Origin of the sequence: Metabacillus halosaccharovorans (assembly GCF_002019635.1) — a bacterium.
Lineage (GTDB): Bacteria > Bacillota > Bacilli > Bacillales > Bacillaceae > Metabacillus > Metabacillus halosaccharovorans.
Window position 1 is genome coordinate 2914435 of sequence record NZ_KV917371.1, and the last position, 18583, is coordinate 2933017.

Annotated in this window: 16 protein-coding genes and 1 riboswitch; of the genes, 12 read left to right on the forward strand and 4 right to left on the reverse strand. The window is 37.8% G+C overall.

What is annotated here, in order from left to right:
• The first annotated feature begins 15 nt into the window (after positions 1–15).
• The 4 genes from BK577_RS14035 (at position 16) to rlmD (ending at position 5028) form a co-directional block, all read left to right on the forward strand.
• A complete protein-coding gene (locus BK577_RS14035; RefSeq protein WP_139367308.1) occupies positions 16–1554 on the forward strand; it encodes a fumarate hydratase in 1539 nt (512 codons plus the stop codon).
• Positions 1555–1846: 292 nt separating this feature from the next.
• Positions 1847–2647: a delta-lactam-biosynthetic de-N-acetylase gene (gene pdaA, locus BK577_RS14040; protein WP_026561913.1), complete on the forward strand. Its 801-nt coding sequence runs from the start codon at positions 1847–1849 to the stop codon at positions 2645–2647.
• A gap of 88 nt (positions 2648–2735) precedes the next feature.
• Positions 2736–3602, forward strand: coding sequence for a DNA-3-methyladenine glycosylase family protein (locus BK577_RS14045; RefSeq protein ID WP_078433357.1), 867 nt, complete (start codon positions 2736–2738; stop codon positions 3600–3602).
• A 16-nt stretch (positions 3603–3618) separates the two neighbouring features.
• Entirely contained in the window at positions 3619–5028 is a 1410-nt protein-coding gene (gene rlmD, locus BK577_RS14050; RefSeq protein WP_078433358.1) for a 23S rRNA (uracil(1939)-C(5))-methyltransferase RlmD, read from the forward strand.
• Positions 5029–5339: 311 nt separating this feature from the next.
• On the opposite strand, the gene BK577_RS26020 is transcribed toward rlmD, so the two are convergent.
• Entirely contained in the window at positions 5340–5504 is a 165-nt protein-coding gene (locus BK577_RS26020) for a hypothetical protein (RefSeq protein WP_169908244.1), read from the reverse strand.
• A 160-nt stretch (positions 5505–5664) separates the two neighbouring features.
• Positions 5665–5847 (reverse strand): hypothetical protein, encoded by a 183-nt coding sequence (locus BK577_RS25735; RefSeq protein ID WP_139367309.1) that lies wholly within the window; start codon positions 5845–5847, stop codon positions 5665–5667.
• Positions 5848–5876: 29 nt separating this feature from the next.
• Here BK577_RS25735 and BK577_RS14055 point away from each other — a divergent pair, with 29 nt between their 5' ends.
• Positions 5877–6881 (forward strand): SDR family oxidoreductase, encoded by a 1005-nt coding sequence (locus tag BK577_RS14055; protein ID WP_425435931.1) that lies wholly within the window; start codon positions 5877–5879, stop codon positions 6879–6881.
• 615 nt (positions 6882–7496) lie between these two features.
• On the opposite strand, the gene BK577_RS14060 is transcribed toward BK577_RS14055, so the two are convergent.
• The gene (locus tag BK577_RS14060) at positions 7497–9050 is read right to left on the reverse strand and encodes an ABC-F family ATP-binding cassette domain-containing protein (protein ID WP_078433359.1); all 1554 of its coding nucleotides are present in this window, start codon (positions 9048–9050) and stop codon (positions 7497–7499) included.
• Between the two features lie 354 nt (positions 9051–9404).
• Here BK577_RS14060 and BK577_RS26025 point away from each other — a divergent pair, with 354 nt between their 5' ends.
• The 4 genes from BK577_RS26025 to BK577_RS14075 all read left to right on the forward strand — a co-directional run bounded on the left by BK577_RS26025 (position 9405) and on the right by BK577_RS14075 (position 12306).
• Positions 9405–9560, forward strand: a complete 156-nt coding sequence (locus BK577_RS26025) for a hypothetical protein (RefSeq protein WP_169908246.1) — start codon at positions 9405–9407, stop codon at positions 9558–9560.
• A 518-nt stretch (positions 9561–10078) separates the two neighbouring features.
• Positions 10079–11077, forward strand: a complete 999-nt coding sequence (locus BK577_RS14065; protein ID WP_078433360.1) for a DUF3231 family protein — start codon at positions 10079–10081, stop codon at positions 11075–11077.
• A 223-nt stretch (positions 11078–11300) separates the two neighbouring features.
• Complete coding sequence (locus BK577_RS14070; protein ID WP_078433361.1) at positions 11301–11768, forward strand: GreA/GreB family elongation factor; 468 nt, start codon at positions 11301–11303, stop codon at positions 11766–11768.
• Between the two features lie 217 nt (positions 11769–11985).
• The gene (locus BK577_RS14075; protein WP_078433362.1) at positions 11986–12306 is read left to right on the forward strand and encodes a hypothetical protein; all 321 of its coding nucleotides are present in this window, start codon (positions 11986–11988) and stop codon (positions 12304–12306) included.
• A gap of 60 nt (positions 12307–12366) precedes the next feature.
• On the opposite strand, the gene BK577_RS14080 is transcribed toward BK577_RS14075, so the two are convergent.
• The gene (locus BK577_RS14080) at positions 12367–13074 is read right to left on the reverse strand and encodes a MerR family transcriptional regulator (protein ID WP_078433363.1); all 708 of its coding nucleotides are present in this window, start codon (positions 13072–13074) and stop codon (positions 12367–12369) included.
• Positions 13075–13230: 156 nt separating this feature from the next.
• On the opposite strand from BK577_RS14080, the gene uvrA reads away from it, so the two are divergent.
• The 3 genes from uvrA to ant(6) all read left to right on the forward strand — a co-directional run bounded on the left by uvrA (position 13231) and on the right by ant(6) (position 18513).
• Positions 13231–15687 carry an excinuclease ABC subunit UvrA gene (gene uvrA / locus BK577_RS14085; RefSeq protein ID WP_078433364.1) on the forward strand — a complete coding sequence of 819 codons (2457 nt, stop codon included), beginning with the start codon at positions 13231–13233 and terminating at the stop codon, positions 15685–15687.
• 127 nt (positions 15688–15814) lie between these two features.
• A riboswitch (cyclic di-AMP (ydaO/yuaA leader) is annotated at positions 15815–15965 on the forward strand.
• A gap of 181 nt (positions 15966–16146) precedes the next feature.
• Entirely contained in the window at positions 16147–17508 is a 1362-nt protein-coding gene (locus BK577_RS14090) for a TrkH family potassium uptake protein (RefSeq protein WP_281252589.1), read from the forward strand.
• A 132-nt stretch (positions 17509–17640) separates the two neighbouring features.
• Complete coding sequence (gene ant(6) / locus BK577_RS14095; protein WP_078433365.1) at positions 17641–18513, forward strand: aminoglycoside 6-adenylyltransferase; 873 nt, start codon at positions 17641–17643, stop codon at positions 18511–18513.
• Positions 18514–18583: the final 70 nt, after the last annotated feature.

Below are 18583 nucleotides of genomic sequence, written 5' to 3' on the forward strand. Positions count from 1 at the left end.
ATGGGGGGAATCGAGATGGAAAACTTTTATGAGAGTATGTACCAATTAGTTGTAGAAACTTCGACCAATTTACCAAAAGACGTAAGAAGAGCAATTGCTCAAGCAAAGCTAAAGGAAAGTGCCGGGACACGTTCGGCAATGTCATTAGCAACAATTGCAAATAATATAAAAATGGCAGATGACAATATTTCGCCAATTTGCCAAGACACCGGTTTACCAACATTTAAAATAAAAGTGCCTGTCGGTGCAAACCAACTTGAAATGACCAAAGACATTAAACGTGCCATTGAGCAGGCGACAAAGGATGGTAAGCTTCGTCCTAACTCAGTTGATTCAATTACAGGTTCTAACAGTGGTGATAACCTTGGTGAAGGGACGCCTGTTATTAAATTTGAACAATGGGAAAATGATTATATAGATGCCCGCCTGATTTTAAAAGGTGGCGGCTGTGAAAATAAAAATATTCAATACAGTCTTCCATGTGAACTTGAAGGCTTAGGAAAAGCTGGACGTGATCTGGACGGAATTCGTAAATGTATTATGCATTCTGTCTACCAGGCACAAGGACAAGGCTGTAGCGCAGGGTTCATCGGAGTTGGCATTGGTGGAGACCGGACAAGCGGATATGAGCTTGCGAAGAATCAACTTTTCAGACGTGTTGACGATGTCAATGAACGTGAAGAACTGCGTCAGTTAGAAGAGTACGTAATGGAACATGCCAATGAACTTGGTATTGGTACAATGGGATTTGGAGGAGAAACGACGTTACTCGGATGCAAAGTTGGCGTCATAAACCGTATACCGGCAAGCTTCTTTGTATCTGTTGCATATAATTGCTGGGCATACCGCCGTTTAGGTGTCCTTATCAATCCTGAAAGTGGTTCGATCAATGGGTGGCTATACCAAGATGGTGAGGATATTGACTTTTCACAAGGTGAAGTAGCTGCAACTGAAGAACAAGCGGCAGATATAAGAGAAGTTGTTCTTGAAGCACCGATTACAGAAGAGAAAATAAGAGAGCTAAAGGTTGGAGACGTTGTTCGTATTAACGGAATGATGTACACAGGACGTGATGCGATCCATAAGTACCTCTCTGAAAATGACTCACCAGTTGATTTAAATGGACAAATTATTTATCACTGTGGACCGGTTATGTTAAAAGATGAAGATGGTAATTATCATGTAAAAGCGGCGGGTCCGACAACAAGTATCCGTGAAGAGCCATATCAAGGCGATATCATGAAGCGATTTGGCATTCGCGCAGTCATCGGAAAAGGTGGAATGGGACCTAAAACGTTGAAAGCATTAGAAGAGCATGGCGGAGTATACCTAAATGCAATCGGTGGAGCTGCTCAATATTATGCAGATTGTATTAAATCAGTTGAAGGTGTAGATTTAATGCAATTTGGTATTCCTGAAGCTATGTGGCATTTAAAAGTTGAAGGATTTACAGCAGTTGTCACAATGGATTCTCTCGGAAATAGTCTTCATGCTGATGTGGATAAAAGCTCACTTGAAAAATTGGGGAATTTTAAAGAGCCGGTATTTAAATAAACGATTAATTAGGAGGAAGATCCGCAAAATTGCGGGTCTTTTTTTGGTATCGACTGGGAATCTTCGAGTTTTGAGGATATATCAGCGATTCTGGGATTTTATCAGCGATTTTGAGAATATATCAGCGATTTTAAAAAATTATCTTCGATTCTGAGATTTTATTTTCGATTAGACTTTTTTCGACAAAGTGCGCCCGCCTTGCACAAACAAGCTATTCCCATTTTTTCTCAGTATTGAATTCCTCTCTTAAACAACACTATAACTAATTATGTGAAATGAGGAGAGAACTGTCATGAAAAAATGGTCTATGCTTTTGACTCTTTTTTGTCTTCTTTTTTTAACGATAAATACAGCACAAGCAGTATCAAATAAGCCAATTCACTGGGGATTTAAAAAGAGCCAAAATCACGAGCCGGCTTCAGCAGGGAAGGAATTAGATGAGCTTTTAGCTAAGTATGGCTCTTTTTATATGGGGGATACCTCAAAGAAAGAAATCTATTTAACGTTTGATAATGGATATGAAAATGGATACACAGAAAAAGTATTGGATGTGTTAAAAGAACGGAAGGTACCGGCAACCTTTTTTATTACAGGACATTACCTGGATACGGAAGCTGACTTAGTCAAGCGAATGGTCGATGAAGGGCATATCGTGGGAAATCACTCATGGTACCATCCGGATTTAACGACCCAAAGTGATGAGGAGTTAAAAAAAGAGCTAGAATCTGTCCGACTTAAGGTAGAGGAATTAACAGATCAAAAAGGTATGAGCTACCTGAGACCGCCACGTGGTATTTTTAGTGAGAGAGTACTTAATGATGCAAAAGAACTTGGTTACACATCCGTTTTTTGGTCGTTAGCTTTTGTTGATTGGAAAGTAAATGATCAAAAAGGCTGGAGATATTCCTATGACAACATTATGAAGCAAATTCATCCGGGTTGCATTTTACTGCTTCATACCGTATCAAAGGATAATGCCGAGGCTTTAGACAATGCCATTGTGGAATTAAGAAAGCAAGGCTACACCTTTAAAAGCTTAGATGATTTAATGCTCAGTAGAATGATTGACCATCCTTATCTCATTTCCCTTTGAGTTTTCATTCAAAGGGTTTTTTCATCTTTATTAAGAAAAGAGTATGGAATGTTATAATAATAGGAAAAGGTGAAAAGGAAGAAAGAATATGTGGATGGAAACGGTCAGATGTAAAGGTCCATACAATTTTGATGCAGCATTGGATAGGTTATCAATGGATCCAATCATATCACTAAATAAAATTGAAAAGTCGATAAAAGTTCCATTCGTTATCAATGACATGCCAAATGTCATTAAGGTCAAAGCAATTGGAACGACACAAGAACCTGCTTTTGAAATAAGTGGAAATAAAGAGGATATAAAAGAGGCTGCACTGAAAAGAATGGGGAGAATCTTTCGATGGGACTTCCCGCTACAAGATGTTGACATGCATTTTCAGAAGACAAATATTGCTAAGATCTTTGAACAACACAAAGGAACGCCAATTGTGTTAGAATTTGATCTTTATAACTGTTTGGTCAAGTGCATCATTCATCAACAACTAAACTTAGCTTTTGCCCATACGCTAACAACAAGATTCGTTAAAAAATTTGGCTATGAGGTAGAGGGTGTTTGGTTTTATCCTAAGCCTGAAGTCGTTGCCGGACTCCAATACGAAGAGCTAAGAGACCTTCAATTTAGCGGGAGAAAAGCAGAATATCTTATTGATACATCCAGGCTTATTGCTGAAGGAAAACTGAATTTAGCTGAATTAGCCAATCAAACAGACGAAGAAATTTTAAAAAATCTGATTAAAATTCGGGGCATTGGTCCTTGGACAGTTCAAAGCCTTTTACTCTCTGGCCTCGGACGACCAAACCTCTTTCCAAAAGCAGATATAGGGATACAACGAGCAATTCAACATCATTTTAATCTTGAAAAAAAACCATCACATGTTGAGATGGATCAATATAGTGAACAATGGTCACCTTATTTAAGCTATGCAACATTGTACTTATGGAGAAGCATTGAGTAGAAACGGAGAGTATATGATGAAAGAAAAGAAGCCGCAGGCAAGTAATATTAAGATTTCGAAAGGACAAACTTTTCCTCTTACGATCAAACGGCTGGGGATTAACGGTGAGGGTGTAGGTTATTTTAAAAGGCAAGTCGTGTTTGTCCCTGGTGCCTTACCTGGAGAGGAAGTCTTAGTTGAAGCAACGAAGATCTCACCGAAGTTTGCGGAAGGAAAGGTAAAAACAATTCGAAAGTCTTCACCTTTCCGTGTGAAGCCGCCTTGTCCGATTTATGAGGAATGTGGAGGCTGTCAGCTTCAGCATTTAGCTTATGATCAACAGTTAAAGGAAAAACGGGATATTGTCATTCAATCATTGGAACGTCATACGAAATTAAAGGTAAATCAGCTTGATATACGCCCGACGATTGGAATGGAAGAACCATGGAATTACCGAAATAAGAGTCAATTCCAAGTGGGTCAGCAAAAAGGAAAAGTCATTGCTGGCTTATATGGACTTGATTCACACCGTCTAGTTCCGATCCAAAACTGTATGGTACAGCATCCTTTAACAAATAAGGTTTCTGAGGGAGTTAAACAAATTCTCGAAGATTTCCAAGTTCCCATTTATGATGAACGAAAAAGAAAAGGGATAGTTAGGACAATCGTGACGCGTGCCGGTTTCCAAACTGGTGAGGTCCAGGTTGTGTTAATTACAACGCAAAAAGAGGTCCCGCGTAAAAAGTTAATAATGGCAGAAATACAAAAGCGATTTCCTGAGGTCAAATCGCTTGTGCAAAATATCAATGGAAACAAAACTTCTTTAATTTTTGGGGAGAAAACACTTCATCTAAGCGGAGAAGAAGTGATTCAGGAAACACTCGGTGACTTAAGCTTTGAGCTTTCTGCAAGAGCATTTTTTCAATTAAACCCAATTCAGACGGTCAAGCTTTATGATGAAGTCAAAAAAGCTGCCAGCCTAACAGGTCGCGAGAAAATAGCGGATGCCTATTGTGGAGTGGGGACTATTGGGCTTTGGCTTGCTGGTGATGCTAGTGAAGTTCGTGGAATGGATACAATTGAAGCGGCTATTATTGACGCACAGGAGAATGCGCAAAAACATGGCTTTACCAATACTACTTATGTTACAGGAACAGCTGAGCATTGGCTGCCTAAATGGGTGGAAGAAGGATGGAGACCTGACGTTGTGGTTGTTGATCCGCCAAGAACAGGTTGTGACCGTAAGTTATTGGATGCGATTAAAAAGGTAAAACCGGAGAAATTTGTTTATGTATCATGTAATCCTAGTACATTGGCGAAGGATATTGATTATTTGAGTAAGGATTATAAGGTTGAGTATATTCAGCCTGTTGATATGTTTCCGCATACGGCACATGTCGAGGTAGTTTCGCAGATGATTTTAATAAATGAAGCAGGCTCCCGATAAGGGGAAATCCTGCTTCTATTCAAATGTTGGGGCGGCAAATCGTAGTGAATAACCGGTGTGCCGTCTTCTTTTACATCGACCCGATTGACTTCAAGATACTCCCTAGAGTTCCTATTGCAAAAAATCATCCGGACCACTTGCAAACAAAGTGCCATTAATTTATCTGAAATCAAAAATACCTGTATTAGAAATTACTCCATAATACAGGCTCTTCGACGTTAACTTGTGAATCTTTTCAACTTCTGCAAGTAGGAGTATACCCAGATTGACTTTTGACTCTCCCTTAACTGTCCAAAAAAAATAAAAACTTGCTAAATGATAGGGTAATTAAAACTATAACGAGGGTTTGTATAGAATGGCGGTCTCCATCCAATTTCAGGCATTGGCCAGGAATGATTGATATAATCCATCTTTACTTTCTCGTCGGAATAGTTTACCAGCAATAATTTTACTTCCGGATTAAATTCGAATCTCAAAATAGCAGCCTCCTTGATATTTTCTCTTACGTTTTACCTTATTCAAAGCCCATCAATGTAGAGCAAGTCTTTATTTCCTAGGTGTCCTTATAATAACTCGTTGAATGGAAACAGGCACTTCACTTTTCTGCTCATCATACAGTAAACAGAACGTTTACTATCAGGAGGTTTGCCATGAGCCAAGAAAAGAAAGATCGCCAAATGCCACAGATGGATCAAATGCAAGATATTGATTCCTTGGTCCAAATGTCGGAAATGCCCCAACCGCAAATGAATTATATGCAACAAGCGAATCAGATGCCGTATTATCAGATGCCTCAAATGTCTCAATATTACATGTCACAAATAAATCAGTATCCAGGGGGCAACGTGATGGGCCAATATCAAAAAAATCAAATGATGGGTCCGAAGAATCAAATGAAGCTGCAGCAGATCCAACAGCTGCAACAAGCGTTTGATGCAAACAAAGTGGAACACCCATATCCGATGTACCCTAACTATGGGAAAATAACTAAGTATGAGGAAATTCCGTTGAATTTACCGGAACAGCGCCAGCTCTTTCATCCAGGTGTAGAAGGGTTAATGGTGCCTCGGCCGATCATTGAAAACCCAAATTATAAAGGCAGCGGAAAATTAAAAGGAAAGGTCGCGCTTATTACAGGTGGTGACAGCGGAATTGGGGCGGCGGTCGCAATTGCATTTGCCAAAGAAGGCGCGGACGTAGCCATCGCTTATTTAAATGAACATGAGGATGCAAACCGAACCAAAACGAGGATCGAACAACTCGGTCAGCGTTGTTTGTTAATGCCGGGTGACTTGCGGGATAAACAGCAGTGTGTCGCAATCGTAGAGCAAACCATCCGGACGTTTGGCCGTCTGGATGTCCTCTGCAACCATGTAGGGATCCAGTTCCAGCAAAAGAGCCTAACGGACATTACGGACCAGCAATTCGATGATACATTTAAGGTGAATATCTATTCCCACTTCTATACAACCAGAGCAGCACTTCCATACATGAAACCGGGAAGTTCAATCATTCAAACTTCTTCTGTAGTGACTTATGTTGGAGAAAAACAAATGATTGATTACACTGCAACAAAGGGGGCTAACGTAGGATTCACGCGCGCTTTGTCGAAAAATGTGGTAAATAGAGGAATCCGGGTTAATGCAGTAGCACCTGGGCGAATTTGGACACCTCTTATCGCAGCTAGCTTCTCATCAGACCAGGTTGCCGTATATGGTGCCTTTAACCCGATGCAACGGGTTGCCCATCCATTTGAGCTTGCCCCAACATATGTGTATTTAGCTTCTGATGATTCTCGTTTCGTTACAGGCCAAGTGCTCCATGTAGACGGTGGGGAATCTACTCATTCATAATCAGCTCTGCCATCACCAGCCAAGCCATGTGGAGTGCGTGGCCAAATTAATATTAAAATAGGTTGGATTAATAACCAATTTAAGATGTAGGTAAAAAATAAAATAGTGCAGGGTCCTATATTGTAAAAGAATCAGGCTCTTTTATTTTCAACCTGCACCTCAATTGATACTCTATAAAACTAATTGGATATAATAATATTCGTGAATTGTGTCAAATCAGCCAGTAGGGAATCGGTTGGGGGATCAGGTTAAGCATCCTATCTGTTAAATAGACGGATAGATGCCGCATTTCTAACCGGAAAACGTGGAAAATGGGATGGGGGAATTTTTCTTGCATAATCGGAAAACTGTCCCTTATTTACTTCTGTTAGTTACTTAATAAGGATAAGACGCCCTATATAAAAGGGGTACCCAAGTGAATTTTTCATCATTAGGTACCCCTTAATCTACAGGTAAGAAAGTATAAAATTTTGTACTGAGTGTGGGTGTCTAGCTCCAGCGCCTAGCCCCTCGAGGTCATAAGCCACAAAGGAATTGAAGACAAAGAACGTCTTCTATTCCTTTGCGTCTTATGCTTGTCGGGGCTGATCAAGGCGCTTGCGCTTTTCTTATTATTTAAAACACTTTTGTCGTCCAATCCTCACAATTCCAAACTTCAGTCGCAATTTCACGATAGAATTCAGGTTCGTGGGAAACCATTAAGATACTTCCGCGATATGCCTTTAAAGCACGTTTTAATTCTTCTTTTGCTTCAACATCCAAGTGATTGGTAGGTTCGTCTAGAATTAGTAAGTTCGTTTCTGTGTTTAGAATTTTACACAATCTAACTTTTGCTTTTTCGCCACCAGAGAGAACTTCGATTTTACTTTCAATATGTTTCGTCGTTAATCCGCATTTTGCAAGAGCAGCCCTGACTTCTGCCTGATTCATACTTGGGAACTCGCTCCAAATCTCTTCAATACAAGTGTTGTAATTGGATTCTTTAACTTCTTGCTCAAAGTAACCGATGTATTGATGTTCACCACGTTCCACTTTACCCGAAATTGGATTAATCAACCCAAGAATACTTTTTAAAAGAGTAGACTTACCAATACCGTTTGCACCCACGAATGCAATTTTTTGTCCGCGTTCCATTTTCAAATTCAAAGGGCGGGAAAGTGGTTCGTTGTAACCAATAACAAGATCTTCAGCCGTGAAAATCCAACGGCTAGCTGCACGAGCTTCTTTGAAGTTAAACTCTGGTTTTGGCTTCTCTTTCCCCAATTCAATTATTTCCATTTTGTCGAGCTTCTTTTGACGGGACATCGCCATATTACGAGTCGCAACACTTGCTTTGTTACGAGCAACGAAATCTTTCAAATCTGCTATTTCTTGTTGTTGTCGCTTGTAAGCCGACTCTAGCTGCTGCTTCTTCATTTCATAGATTTTTAAGAAGTTATCATAGTCACCAACATAGCGATTCAATTCTTGGTTTTCCATATGATAAATCAAGTTAACAACATTGTTCAAGAATGGAATATCATGTGAAATCAAGATAAATGCATTCTCATATTCCTGTAAATAGCGCTTCAACCATTCGATATGCTGTTCATCCAAATAGTTCGTTGGCTCGTCTAGTAATAGGATTTCAGGCTTTTCTAGCAAAAGCTTAGCTAGCAAAACTTTCGTACGTTGCCCACCGCTAAGATCATTTACATCCCGATCGAGTCCAACCGCGTCTAATCCTAGACCACGAGCAACTTCCTCAACTTTTGAATTAATTTGATAGAAATCATTACTATCTAGAGTTTCTTGTAGCTCTCCAACTTCCGCAAGTAATGCATCGATATCAGCACCTTCATCACCCATTTTTGCGTAAAGTTCATTGATCTCTGATTCAGCATCAAAAAGATATTGAAAAGCAGAACTCAAAGCGTCACGCATCGTCGTACCTTTTTGAAGGACAGCATGCTGATCTAAATAACCAACACGAACTTTTCGTGACCACTCAACTTTCCCCTCGTCGGGTTGTAACTTCCCGGTAACAATATTCATGAAAGTAGACTTACCCTCACCATTTGCCCCAACTAGTCCTACGTGTTCTCCTTTTAAAAGTCGAAAAGACACATTATTAAAAATCGCACGATCACCGAAACCGTGACTTAAATCTTTTACGTTTAATACACTCATTTTTCTAACTCCTTATCTAATGTCACATGTGGATATCTTACTAAATTTTGGCTGCTTTTTCTATCCTTAAGTTGCTTTTGTTGAAAATGCAATTCATTTTTAAGTCTAGCCCTTATTAATTAAATTAGTTTATTGAATTTATTTATTAATTGGGCGTTTAGCGATTGGGGAAAAGTCTATTATACAACCGATCTTGGAGGTAGGATACGAGTTATTTCCATATGGAAATAACTATACAAAAAAATAAGAGAATGAAGGTGAAAATTCTACAAAATACGTCGAATCAAATGGATTGTATTCTTCGGAATAACGGAATATTATGTTAATTTTATATTCCCTGGAGGTTGGGGAGGTATGTTTTTAATCGCAGGGCTAATTACTTCTATTGGATTACGTTTATATATTGGTAGTTATCATATAGTTGGAAAATTAGTAGAAGGAGAGTATTTTACGGGTTCGGAATGGGATGAAGAATACAAAACTTTACTTTTGGACTCGAGAAAGAGTTAATGTTTGTATATGACGAGTTTCCAGGACCAGTTTTGCAATTAGAATTTGAAGCTCTCATACCGTGGGTATTAAATGAAAAGCCAGGGGACTAGGGAAGGATTGAAAAGGGTTTAATATTCCCTGAAGAAAAAATATACTTAAAAACACTACAGAATCGAAGGCTTCACTTCGGTTTTTTTGTGGTTGGAAAAATTTATGTAAACATAGCAATATATATCAAAAAAATTATCATCCTTTTCTTTTTGTTCTCGTATTTGTAAGGAAGTTCATGGAATGAGTTACAGTCCCATTATTCTAAGAACAATTAGGTAAACAATATAAGCATTGATTCAGGTTGCCTTTTTATTAGATACATAAAAATGGTGCTCGATAATTTGCTCACTAAGAGGAGAAGAGCGCCTTTTTAAAGCTCTTATTTTAGTTTATCTATGGCTAACCGATGAATCCTCAATTCGTCATATATATTTATTTTATTATGGGAATGCTACGGGTAATAGATGAAATAGGAGGACTTCATTTTGGGAAACAACCATGACCTGATAAAGTTAACTTCTGCGGAATTATCCTATTTATGGGCAACTTATCTTGCTGATAGCATGGCTATTTGTGTACTAAAATATTTTCTCGAACATGTTGATGATGAAGATATTAAGTCACTTACAGTCCATGCATTAAAGTTATCTGAAGAACATGTTAAGTTTATAAGAGAAATTTACTCAAAGGAAGAAATACAGATTCCACAAGGATTTACGGAAGATGATGTGAATTTAAAAGCGAAACGTTTATTTTCTGATGTTTGGTATATAAGAAATATGGCCAAGGGTGGATTAGTTACTTACGGAAGAGTGCTGCAAAATACATATCGACAAGATGTTCGTTCATTTTTTTCCAAGTGTTTAACGGATACAATTGAACTTGATACAAATGCAGCTGTTCTTTTATTGGAAAAGGGGCTTCTACAACGGCCTCCTGCTATTCCATATCCTGAAAAGCTTGAATTTGTACATAAACAATCGTTTATTTTAGAAGGGTTAGGGAGAAGGGAGGCACTAACAGGAACAGAGGTTACGAATCTTTACGCAAATATACAGACCAATTATTTCGGAGTAGGTTTGGCGACCGCGTTTAGTCAGGTTGCTAAGTCTGATAAGGTACGTAAGTATTTTCTAAGGGGTAAAGAAATTTCATTGAAACATATTAAGGTTTTTGGCAGTTACTTGGAGATGGCTTCATTACCATTGCCGGCGTCTTTTGAACAAGAGATATCTGAATCACAGGAAGCACCTTTTTCTGATAAAATCATGATGTTTCACTTTAGTCTAATGATTTATGCAGGAATTGGAAATTTTGGCGTATCTATTGCCGAAACTCAAAGAAGTGATTTAGTTGTAGATTATTCACGTTTAGTAGCTGAAGTTCTGAAGTTTTCGGAGGATGGGGTCAATATTATGATTGCAAATGAATGGTTAGAACAACCGCCTTTATCAGCGAACCGCCGGGACTTATCAAAAGGGTAAAAACAAATTAAACAATTATTTATGTTTAAATATGGTAATATTATCTTGAAACCTTTACAACTTATAAAGAGGCCATGTCCTCTTTATTTGGGAGGAGAAGGCAGAGAAATCTATTTTCTGCTTTCTTTGATAGGTTTTATTTTTTTATATAGGAGGAGTTTAACAATGAACAATTTATTCAAAACATGCAAGAGACAAAATCCAAGTTTGGGGGTTATCTATTATGAACCATAACATCCCTCAGCACAGAGAACATTTAGTACAGCAAATGGTTTATATTGATGAGAATATAAAGGAGCTTACAAACCTTTACAATGCTTCCACTCCTGTGCAAGAACAATTAAAAAACTTTTTTCATTTATATTTGCTGGAATTGGAGGAGTTGCTAAGTGCCGGCCATAAGAGCAACCTAAATCCTTCGCTTCCGAAAGTGTATATCGGAACAAGGGTTACGGTATTGTTTGATGATGAAAATGATACAGAAGATTTTGTCATCTGTTTCCCAGAGGAGTCAGATCCGGACTCTGGCTGTATTTCTTTTTTATCGCCGGTAGGAAGACAGCTCTTACTAAAGAAAATGGGTGAAAAGGTCATGCTCAAAGTTCCAACAGGTGAACTTCCTGTAGTGATCAAAGAAATAACATATATTGGACATCTTTTTGATGAACAACAAAACATGAAAGAGGTTTGATGGGAAACATTGAAAGCGTTTTAGTATAAAATAGAATCATAATTGAATAGAATGATAGTAGTCCCGGTTTTTTTTTGCATTATGCCCGTAATAGTCGATACACAAGGAAATGCCGGGACTATTTTAAGAGAACTCAATTTTGGTGAAGTTTATCCATCTAAGTGAAGGTTCGTGTTACAGTAATTTTACGATTCTGATAAATAAAAAGGAGGATACGATGAAGAAGTTTTTTAGTAAACCATCAAAGGTAGCATTATTTTCCTTAATCGCTACAATTGTTGTAACCATTTTACTTTTATGTGTCTTGAGTATAGCGGGAGTAGAATCCAACGTTGTCCACCTGTTAGGTAAAGTAACTATCGGCATTTCCTTACCCTTTTTAATTTTGAATCCTTTAACAGGCCTTATCTATTCATTTTTTATCAACGGAAAAATCAAAATCGTGTATATACTTCTGCATCTGGCATGTGTATGTACGATATCGGTATTCGCGTTTATATCTTTTATGTTTAGGTATTTTGTTCCTTTTGCTCCATAGAACTCAAATTATTCTATAGATGGATATTGTAAAGAAGGGAGGAAGAGTCACGTTTGAATATCAATTCACTTTTTCTTTGAGCAATTCTATTAATTTATACAAATAATGTGCTCCTCGAAGCTGCTGCTCGATTTGATAGTCCATATATGCTAAGGAATCCATTGTAATTTTCCTTGCTTCGGAAAGACTGTGCTGGTTGATTTTTTCCAAGACCTCTCTAACTGAGTCGAGTAAATAAACCGATGATTGAACGGTTTTAATAATTAATAAACGGTGAATATCTTCATGGTTATACATACGATATCCGTTTTCCGGGTCTCTAATAGGTTTAATCAATTCTTCTTTTTCCCAATGCCTAAGCGTTGAAGCGGGTACTTCTATTTCTTTTTCCACCTCGCCGATTGAATACCACTCTTTGTTTCTTTTATCCAAGAACCTCTGCATGTTTTCTGGTTTTAATATGTCTAATGCTTTGGTTGCTTGCTGCTTTCTTAGATATAAATCAGCTTGAATTGCATTTACTTCCCATAAGGCTTCTGTGAAGTTGTTTTGTTGGATCATCGGCATGATTTTTCGAACCGTTTCCATCCCAAAACCATGATACATTGCTCGTATACATAGGAAATATGCTTCATGTTCTTCAGTATAAACGCGATATCCATTTGGTTTTCGCACGGCTTTTGGAACGATACCCCATTCCTCATAATGTCGTAAGGCGCTTGTTCCAACATCCAATTTACGGGCAATATCTATTGGTTTTAGTTCCATATGAACCTCCAAACTAAAGATTAAATTATAACATTAAAGTACCTCGACGAGTTTGATTAGTATAAATGCCATACTAATAGTAACATGATGTGAAAAAGCTTGCACTTGCATAAATGTTGTATGCTTGAGTTAGAAGATGAAAAGGAGGAGTTAAACTTGAATGATGTCATGATTGTAAAAGGGGCAAAGGAAAATAATCTAAAGGATCTGTCCGTGTCTATTCCAAAAAACAAACTCATTGTTGTAACAGGTCCATCTGGTTCGGGTAAATCTACACTGGCGATGGATACGTTATTTAAGGAATGCCAGAGGCAGTATTTAGAATCTATGGGTCTGCAAGGGATCAATAAGCCAAAAGTTGATTCGATTAGCGGCCTTTCTCCGGCCATAAGCATTAACCAGCAAAATACAAATCGAAATCCCCGCTCAACGGTCGGCACTGTAACAGATATGTATACAAGTTTGCGAATGGTTTTTGAAAAGCTTGGAAAGAGACAGTGTCCTGCTTGTCATCATGATGTTGATCCAACGTTCAATACAGAGGATATTGAAAAGGAAGAAGGTAGTTTTAAGGAATACATTTTTTGTCCGAGCTGTCAGCACCGAATGGAAAAGTTAACACGTACCCATTTTTCCTACAATACGACAGAAGGTGCTTGTTCAACTTGTAAAGGTCTTGGTGAGACGGTTGATGTTCATAAAGAATCTGTTTTTTACCATCATCTTTCGCTTGAAGAAGGAGCTGTTGATTTGTGGAAGGGACGGTATGCGGATTATCAAATTCCGGTTGTAAAAGCGGCCATGTCTTATTATGGTGTGCCGATTGAGGATGGACTTCCTATGCAGGAATATAATCCTGCACAAAAAGCCATTTTATATTACGGGGTTGAAAGTGAAGAAGTGAAGGGATACTTTCCTGATAAGAAGGCTCCAAAGACTGTAGATAAAGGTAAATTTGAAGGTGTTTTAACTGGTATGTGGAGAAGGTTCACAGAAAAGTCCGGTTCATCTTCAGAGGCAGAGGAGTATTTTTATTCCCAAGTTTGTCCTGATTGTAATGGTGAACGGTTAAATGAAATAAGTAGAATTGTGACTGTAGAGAATATGACAATTCCAAAGCTGGTAAGTCATTCTTTGGAGGAAATGCTTAAATGGGCGGATCAACTTGAGAAAGGGTTAGACAAAGTAAGCTATTTGCTTGTAGAAACTTTTTTACAAGATATGAAAACGAAACTTACCAGAATTATAAAAATCGGTCTTGGCTATTTAACATTGGATCGTCAAATCATCACTCTATCCGGAGGAGAAACACAAAGGTTAAGATTATCTGCTCTTCTTGATTCAGCTTTAACGGGTGTGCTTTATATTATGGATGAGCCGACTGTTGGATTGCATCCAAAGGATACTTTAGGGCTGGTAAGTGTCCTTAAAGGGCTAAGAGATTTAGGGAATACCGTCTTACTCATCGAGCACGATGTAGATGTCATGAAAGAAGCAGATTACATTATTGATATCGGTCCAGGGGCAGGTAAATTAGGCGGAACAGTAGTTGGTCAAGGTACATTACAAGAACTGAAAGAGCAGGAAAGTTCTGTGACGGGAAGATACTTACGAGAAGAAGAAGAAAGGGATCATACATATCGGGAAGGTACTGGACAAGCAATATCTGTTCATCATGCAACAATTCATAATTTAAAAGACATAACTGTTACATTCCCTATCGGTTGTCTTACAGCTGTAACGGGTGTGTCTGGTTCAGGAAAATCATCACTTGTTTTTGATGTGTTGGCAAAAGGAAATGAAAAGATTCATGAAGGGTTTGATCGTGTAACAGGTCTTGACCATTTTGATCAGATGATTATTGTTGGTCAGTCTCCACTCAGCAGGATGAAGCGATCTAATATTGCCACATATATTGATGTGTTTACACATATTCGAACGATTTTTTCTAAGGATAAAGCTGCAAAAGAAAAAGGGCTGACAGCAAAGCATTTCTCCTTTAATACTGTAGGCGGACGTTGTGAGAACTGTCAAGGATTGGGGTATGTCACAACAAATATGCTGTTCTTTCCAGATTTAGAGGTTGTTTGTCCCGTATGTCAGGGTAAACGATTTCAGAAGGAAGTCTTGTCTATAAAATATAATGATCACTCTGTAAACGATATACTAGAAAGTTCGATTGTGGATTGTTTAAGTATTTTTGAAAAAGAGAAAAAGGTCAAAGAAGTTCTCGAATTACTTGTTGAGATAGGTCTAGGCTATCTCAAAATGGGGCAGTCGTTAACAACCCTTTCAGGTGGAGAAGGTCAACGACTGAAATTAGCGAAGGAACTACTAAAGCAAGGAAACAAAAGCTCGTTATATTTATTAGACGAACCAACAACAGGATTACACCCAAATGATGTAACCCAATTACTAAAACTACTAAATCGACTCGTAGATGCGGGCCATACCGTCATAATGGTCGAGCACAACAGCCAAATGATCAAAGGCGCCGACTGGATCATTGACCTTGGACCAGAAGGAGGAGAAAAAGGCGGCCAAATCACCGCACAAGGAACACCGGAATTCATCATAAAAAACTCCAACTCATACACAGGACAGTATTTGTAAAAGGGACAAGGGGACAGGTACCTTGTCCCTTTAGCTATCTTGCTAGTTTGAGTATTATGAGGGTTTAATTAACAAGAAGCATCTGATAAAATTAATAAACTGCAATAATATATCAAGAAATTCACATACCTTTAATTCGCTGAATCTATTGTGAGCGGGGGAAACAAAGTTGATAGGTAGCAAATAAGCCTATCTTGGGGTGAGTCTTACTTAGTAAGAAGGGATACTCTCAATTCCTAATCCGACAGCTAACCTCGTAAGCGTTATTTTATATTTCGAGAGAAAGGTCAAAGGTTTCGCCCAAAGACCATTCTATTTGTTATGGTCTTTTTTTGTCCTTATTTAAATAAAGAAGCTATTTTGATGAGGGAGTACAGATTTATAAGCAAATATAAGGTATGCAACGTTTTGAAGGTAAAGAATTGTAGAAATTTTAAGCAATAGAAGGGATAAGTAAAAATGCTTAGTAAATCTAAGATGAAATTTAAGTTTGAAAATTTATCACCATCTCAATTAATCGTTTTATTTTATTTAATTGCAGTAGTGATATCAATAGCCTTACTGAGTTTACCAATAGCCTTAAAACCAGGAGTAGAATGGTCCTTTATAGATGTTGTTTTTACTGCAGTTAGTGCAATTAGTGTTACAGGATTAGCTGTTGTATCAACGCCAGATACTTTTAGCATACCAGGTATCATTATTCTTATGTTTATATTGCAATTTGGTGGAATTGGAATCATGACTTTAGGTACTTTTTTTTGGTTGCTGTTCGGGAAAAAAATAGGATTAAAAGAGAGACAGCTCATAAAAACAGATCAAAACCAATCAAATCTTGCAGGTTTAGTATTATTGATGAAAAATATTTTAGTCATCATTATCATCATTGAAATAATCGGAGGAGCAATATTAGGTACATATTTTTTGAACTATTATCCTACTTGGCAAGAAGCGTATTTACAGGGTTTTTTTGCCTCAGTAAGCGCAACAACTAATGCAGGATTCGATATTACAGGAGAATCTCTCATACCGTTTGCGAACGACTATTTCGTTCAACTAATAAATATTATTTTACTAACACTAGGGGCGATTGGTTTTCCAGTTCTTATTGAAGTAAAAGAATTAATTAAAAAGAAAAAACCTTACAGATCTTCAAATTTTTCTTTATATACAAAGTTAACAACGATTACTTTTTTCTTATTAATGCTTTTTGGAACAATAGCTATTTTACTATTTGATGCTCATCACTTTTTTAAAGGGAAAACCTGGCATGAATCTTTCTTCTATGCTTTTTTTCAGTCTGCTACGACAAGAAATGGCGGCTTGGCTACAATGGATGTAAGTCAATTTTCTGAACCGACCCTTCTGGTCCTTTCTTTGTTAATGTTTGTCGGAGCTTCGCCTAGTTCGGTCGGAGGTGGGGTTCGAACGACTACTTTTGCAATCAATTTATTATATATTTTCAATTTGGCTAGGGGAAATAAAGCGGTAAAGGTATTTAAACGGGAGATCCATCAAGATGACATTCTTAAATCGATGGCCATTATGAATACAGCCATATCTATTTGTTTTATTTCAGTAATCCTTTTAAAGGTTACAGAACCTTTTACAACATTGGAGATTATTTTCGAAGTAACGTCTGCGTTCGGAACTACAGGTTTATCAATGGGCATAACACCTGAGTTAAGTACGATTGGGAAAATTATTATTATATTATTAATGTTTATAGGTCGTATTGGTATTCTTTCTTTTATTTTCATCATTTCAAAAAATGGACATGAGCCAAATTATCACTACCCTAAAGAAAGAGTTATCATCGGTTAGTCTCTATATATAAATGTAATCTATAGATTGACTGCAATATCATAAAAGTTCTTTTGCTAAAGTTGTTCTTTTTTACTAGATGAATACTATATAGGTTAATAGGAAACTTAACGGACAAGTGGGGGAGGATCAATGAGAAGTGAATCTGACATGATGAAGATGCTAATTAATTTTGCTGGAAATGATGAGAGAATCCGATTGGTCACTCTTGAAGGGTCACGAACCAACAAAAACATTCCGTCTGATGCATTCCAGGATTATGATATATCTTATTTTGTAACAGATATGGATTCGTTTAAAGAAGATGATGGATGGCTTGATTTATTTGGAAAGCGGATTATGATGCAAAAACCGGAAGATATGGAGCTTTTTCCTCCAGAGCTGGGAAACTGGTTTTCCTATCTAATCCTTTTTGAAGATGGCAATAAATTGGACGTAACGCTTATTCCGATCAACGAAGTGGAAGATTACTTTTCTAGTAGTGATGGCCTGGTAGAAGTTCTTCTTGATAAAGATTCTCTTATTAAGGATGATGTGATTCCAAGTGACCGCAAATATTGGATAAAAGAGCCAACAGCAAGGGAATTTGATGATTGTTGTAATGAATTTTGGATGGTTTCAACATATGTAGTAAAAGGGTTAGCAAGAGGAGAAACCTTATTTGCCATTGACCATCTACATGAAATAGCAAGACCTAATTTATTGAGAATGATGTCTTGGAAGATCGGCTCAGAACGAGGGTTCACCTTTAGCCTCGGGAAAAATTATAAATTCATCAATCATTATCTTCCAGAATATGACTGGGAAGCACTGCTTTCAACTTATAACCAGAACAGCACCAAAAACATATGGAAAGCATTATTCACTTGCTATGATTTATTTAGAAATTACTCTAAAGAAGTGGCCGAAACTCTCAGCTTTCCATATCCGGAATATGATGCAGCCATTACAAAATTTACACTGGGACATAGGGACAGGAACCTTGGTCCAGTAGATCAGGGGTAATGGTGTAAATGATATTAGGCTAGACAACTTGTGAAATGGCGGGGCGAGCGGGACAAGGGACCTGTCCCCA

Excerpts from the sequence above, each read along its gene's own strand:
- BK577_RS14090 (WP_281252589.1), top strand. The coding sequence starts at position 16,147 with ATGCTTAGTAAATCTAAGATGAAATTTAAGTTTGAAAATTTATCACCA.
- BK577_RS14080 (WP_078433363.1), bottom strand. The coding sequence starts at position 13,074 with ATGGAACTAAAACCAATAGATATTGCCCGTAAATTGGATGTTGGAACA.
- BK577_RS14055 (WP_425435931.1), top strand. The coding sequence starts at position 5,877 with ATGGGCCAATATCAAAAAAATCAAATGATGGGTCCGAAGAATCAAATG.
- BK577_RS14075 (WP_078433362.1), top strand. The coding sequence starts at position 11,986 with ATGAAGAAGTTTTTTAGTAAACCATCAAAGGTAGCATTATTTTCCTTA.
- BK577_RS14045 (WP_078433357.1), top strand. The coding sequence starts at position 2,736 with ATGTGGATGGAAACGGTCAGATGTAAAGGTCCATACAATTTTGATGCA.
- pdaA (WP_026561913.1), top strand. The coding sequence starts at position 1,847 with ATGAAAAAATGGTCTATGCTTTTGACTCTTTTTTGTCTTCTTTTTTTA.
- BK577_RS14060 (WP_078433359.1), bottom strand. The coding sequence starts at position 9,050 with ATGAGTGTATTAAACGTAAAAGATTTAAGTCACGGTTTCGGTGATCGT.
- rlmD (WP_078433358.1), top strand. The coding sequence starts at position 3,619 with ATGAAAGAAAAGAAGCCGCAGGCAAGTAATATTAAGATTTCGAAAGGA.
- BK577_RS14070 (WP_078433361.1), top strand. The coding sequence starts at position 11,301 with ATGAACCATAACATCCCTCAGCACAGAGAACATTTAGTACAGCAAATG.
- BK577_RS14035 (WP_139367308.1), top strand. The coding sequence starts at position 16 with ATGGAAAACTTTTATGAGAGTATGTACCAATTAGTTGTAGAAACTTCG.
- BK577_RS26025 (WP_169908246.1), top strand. The coding sequence starts at position 9,405 with ATGTTTTTAATCGCAGGGCTAATTACTTCTATTGGATTACGTTTATAT.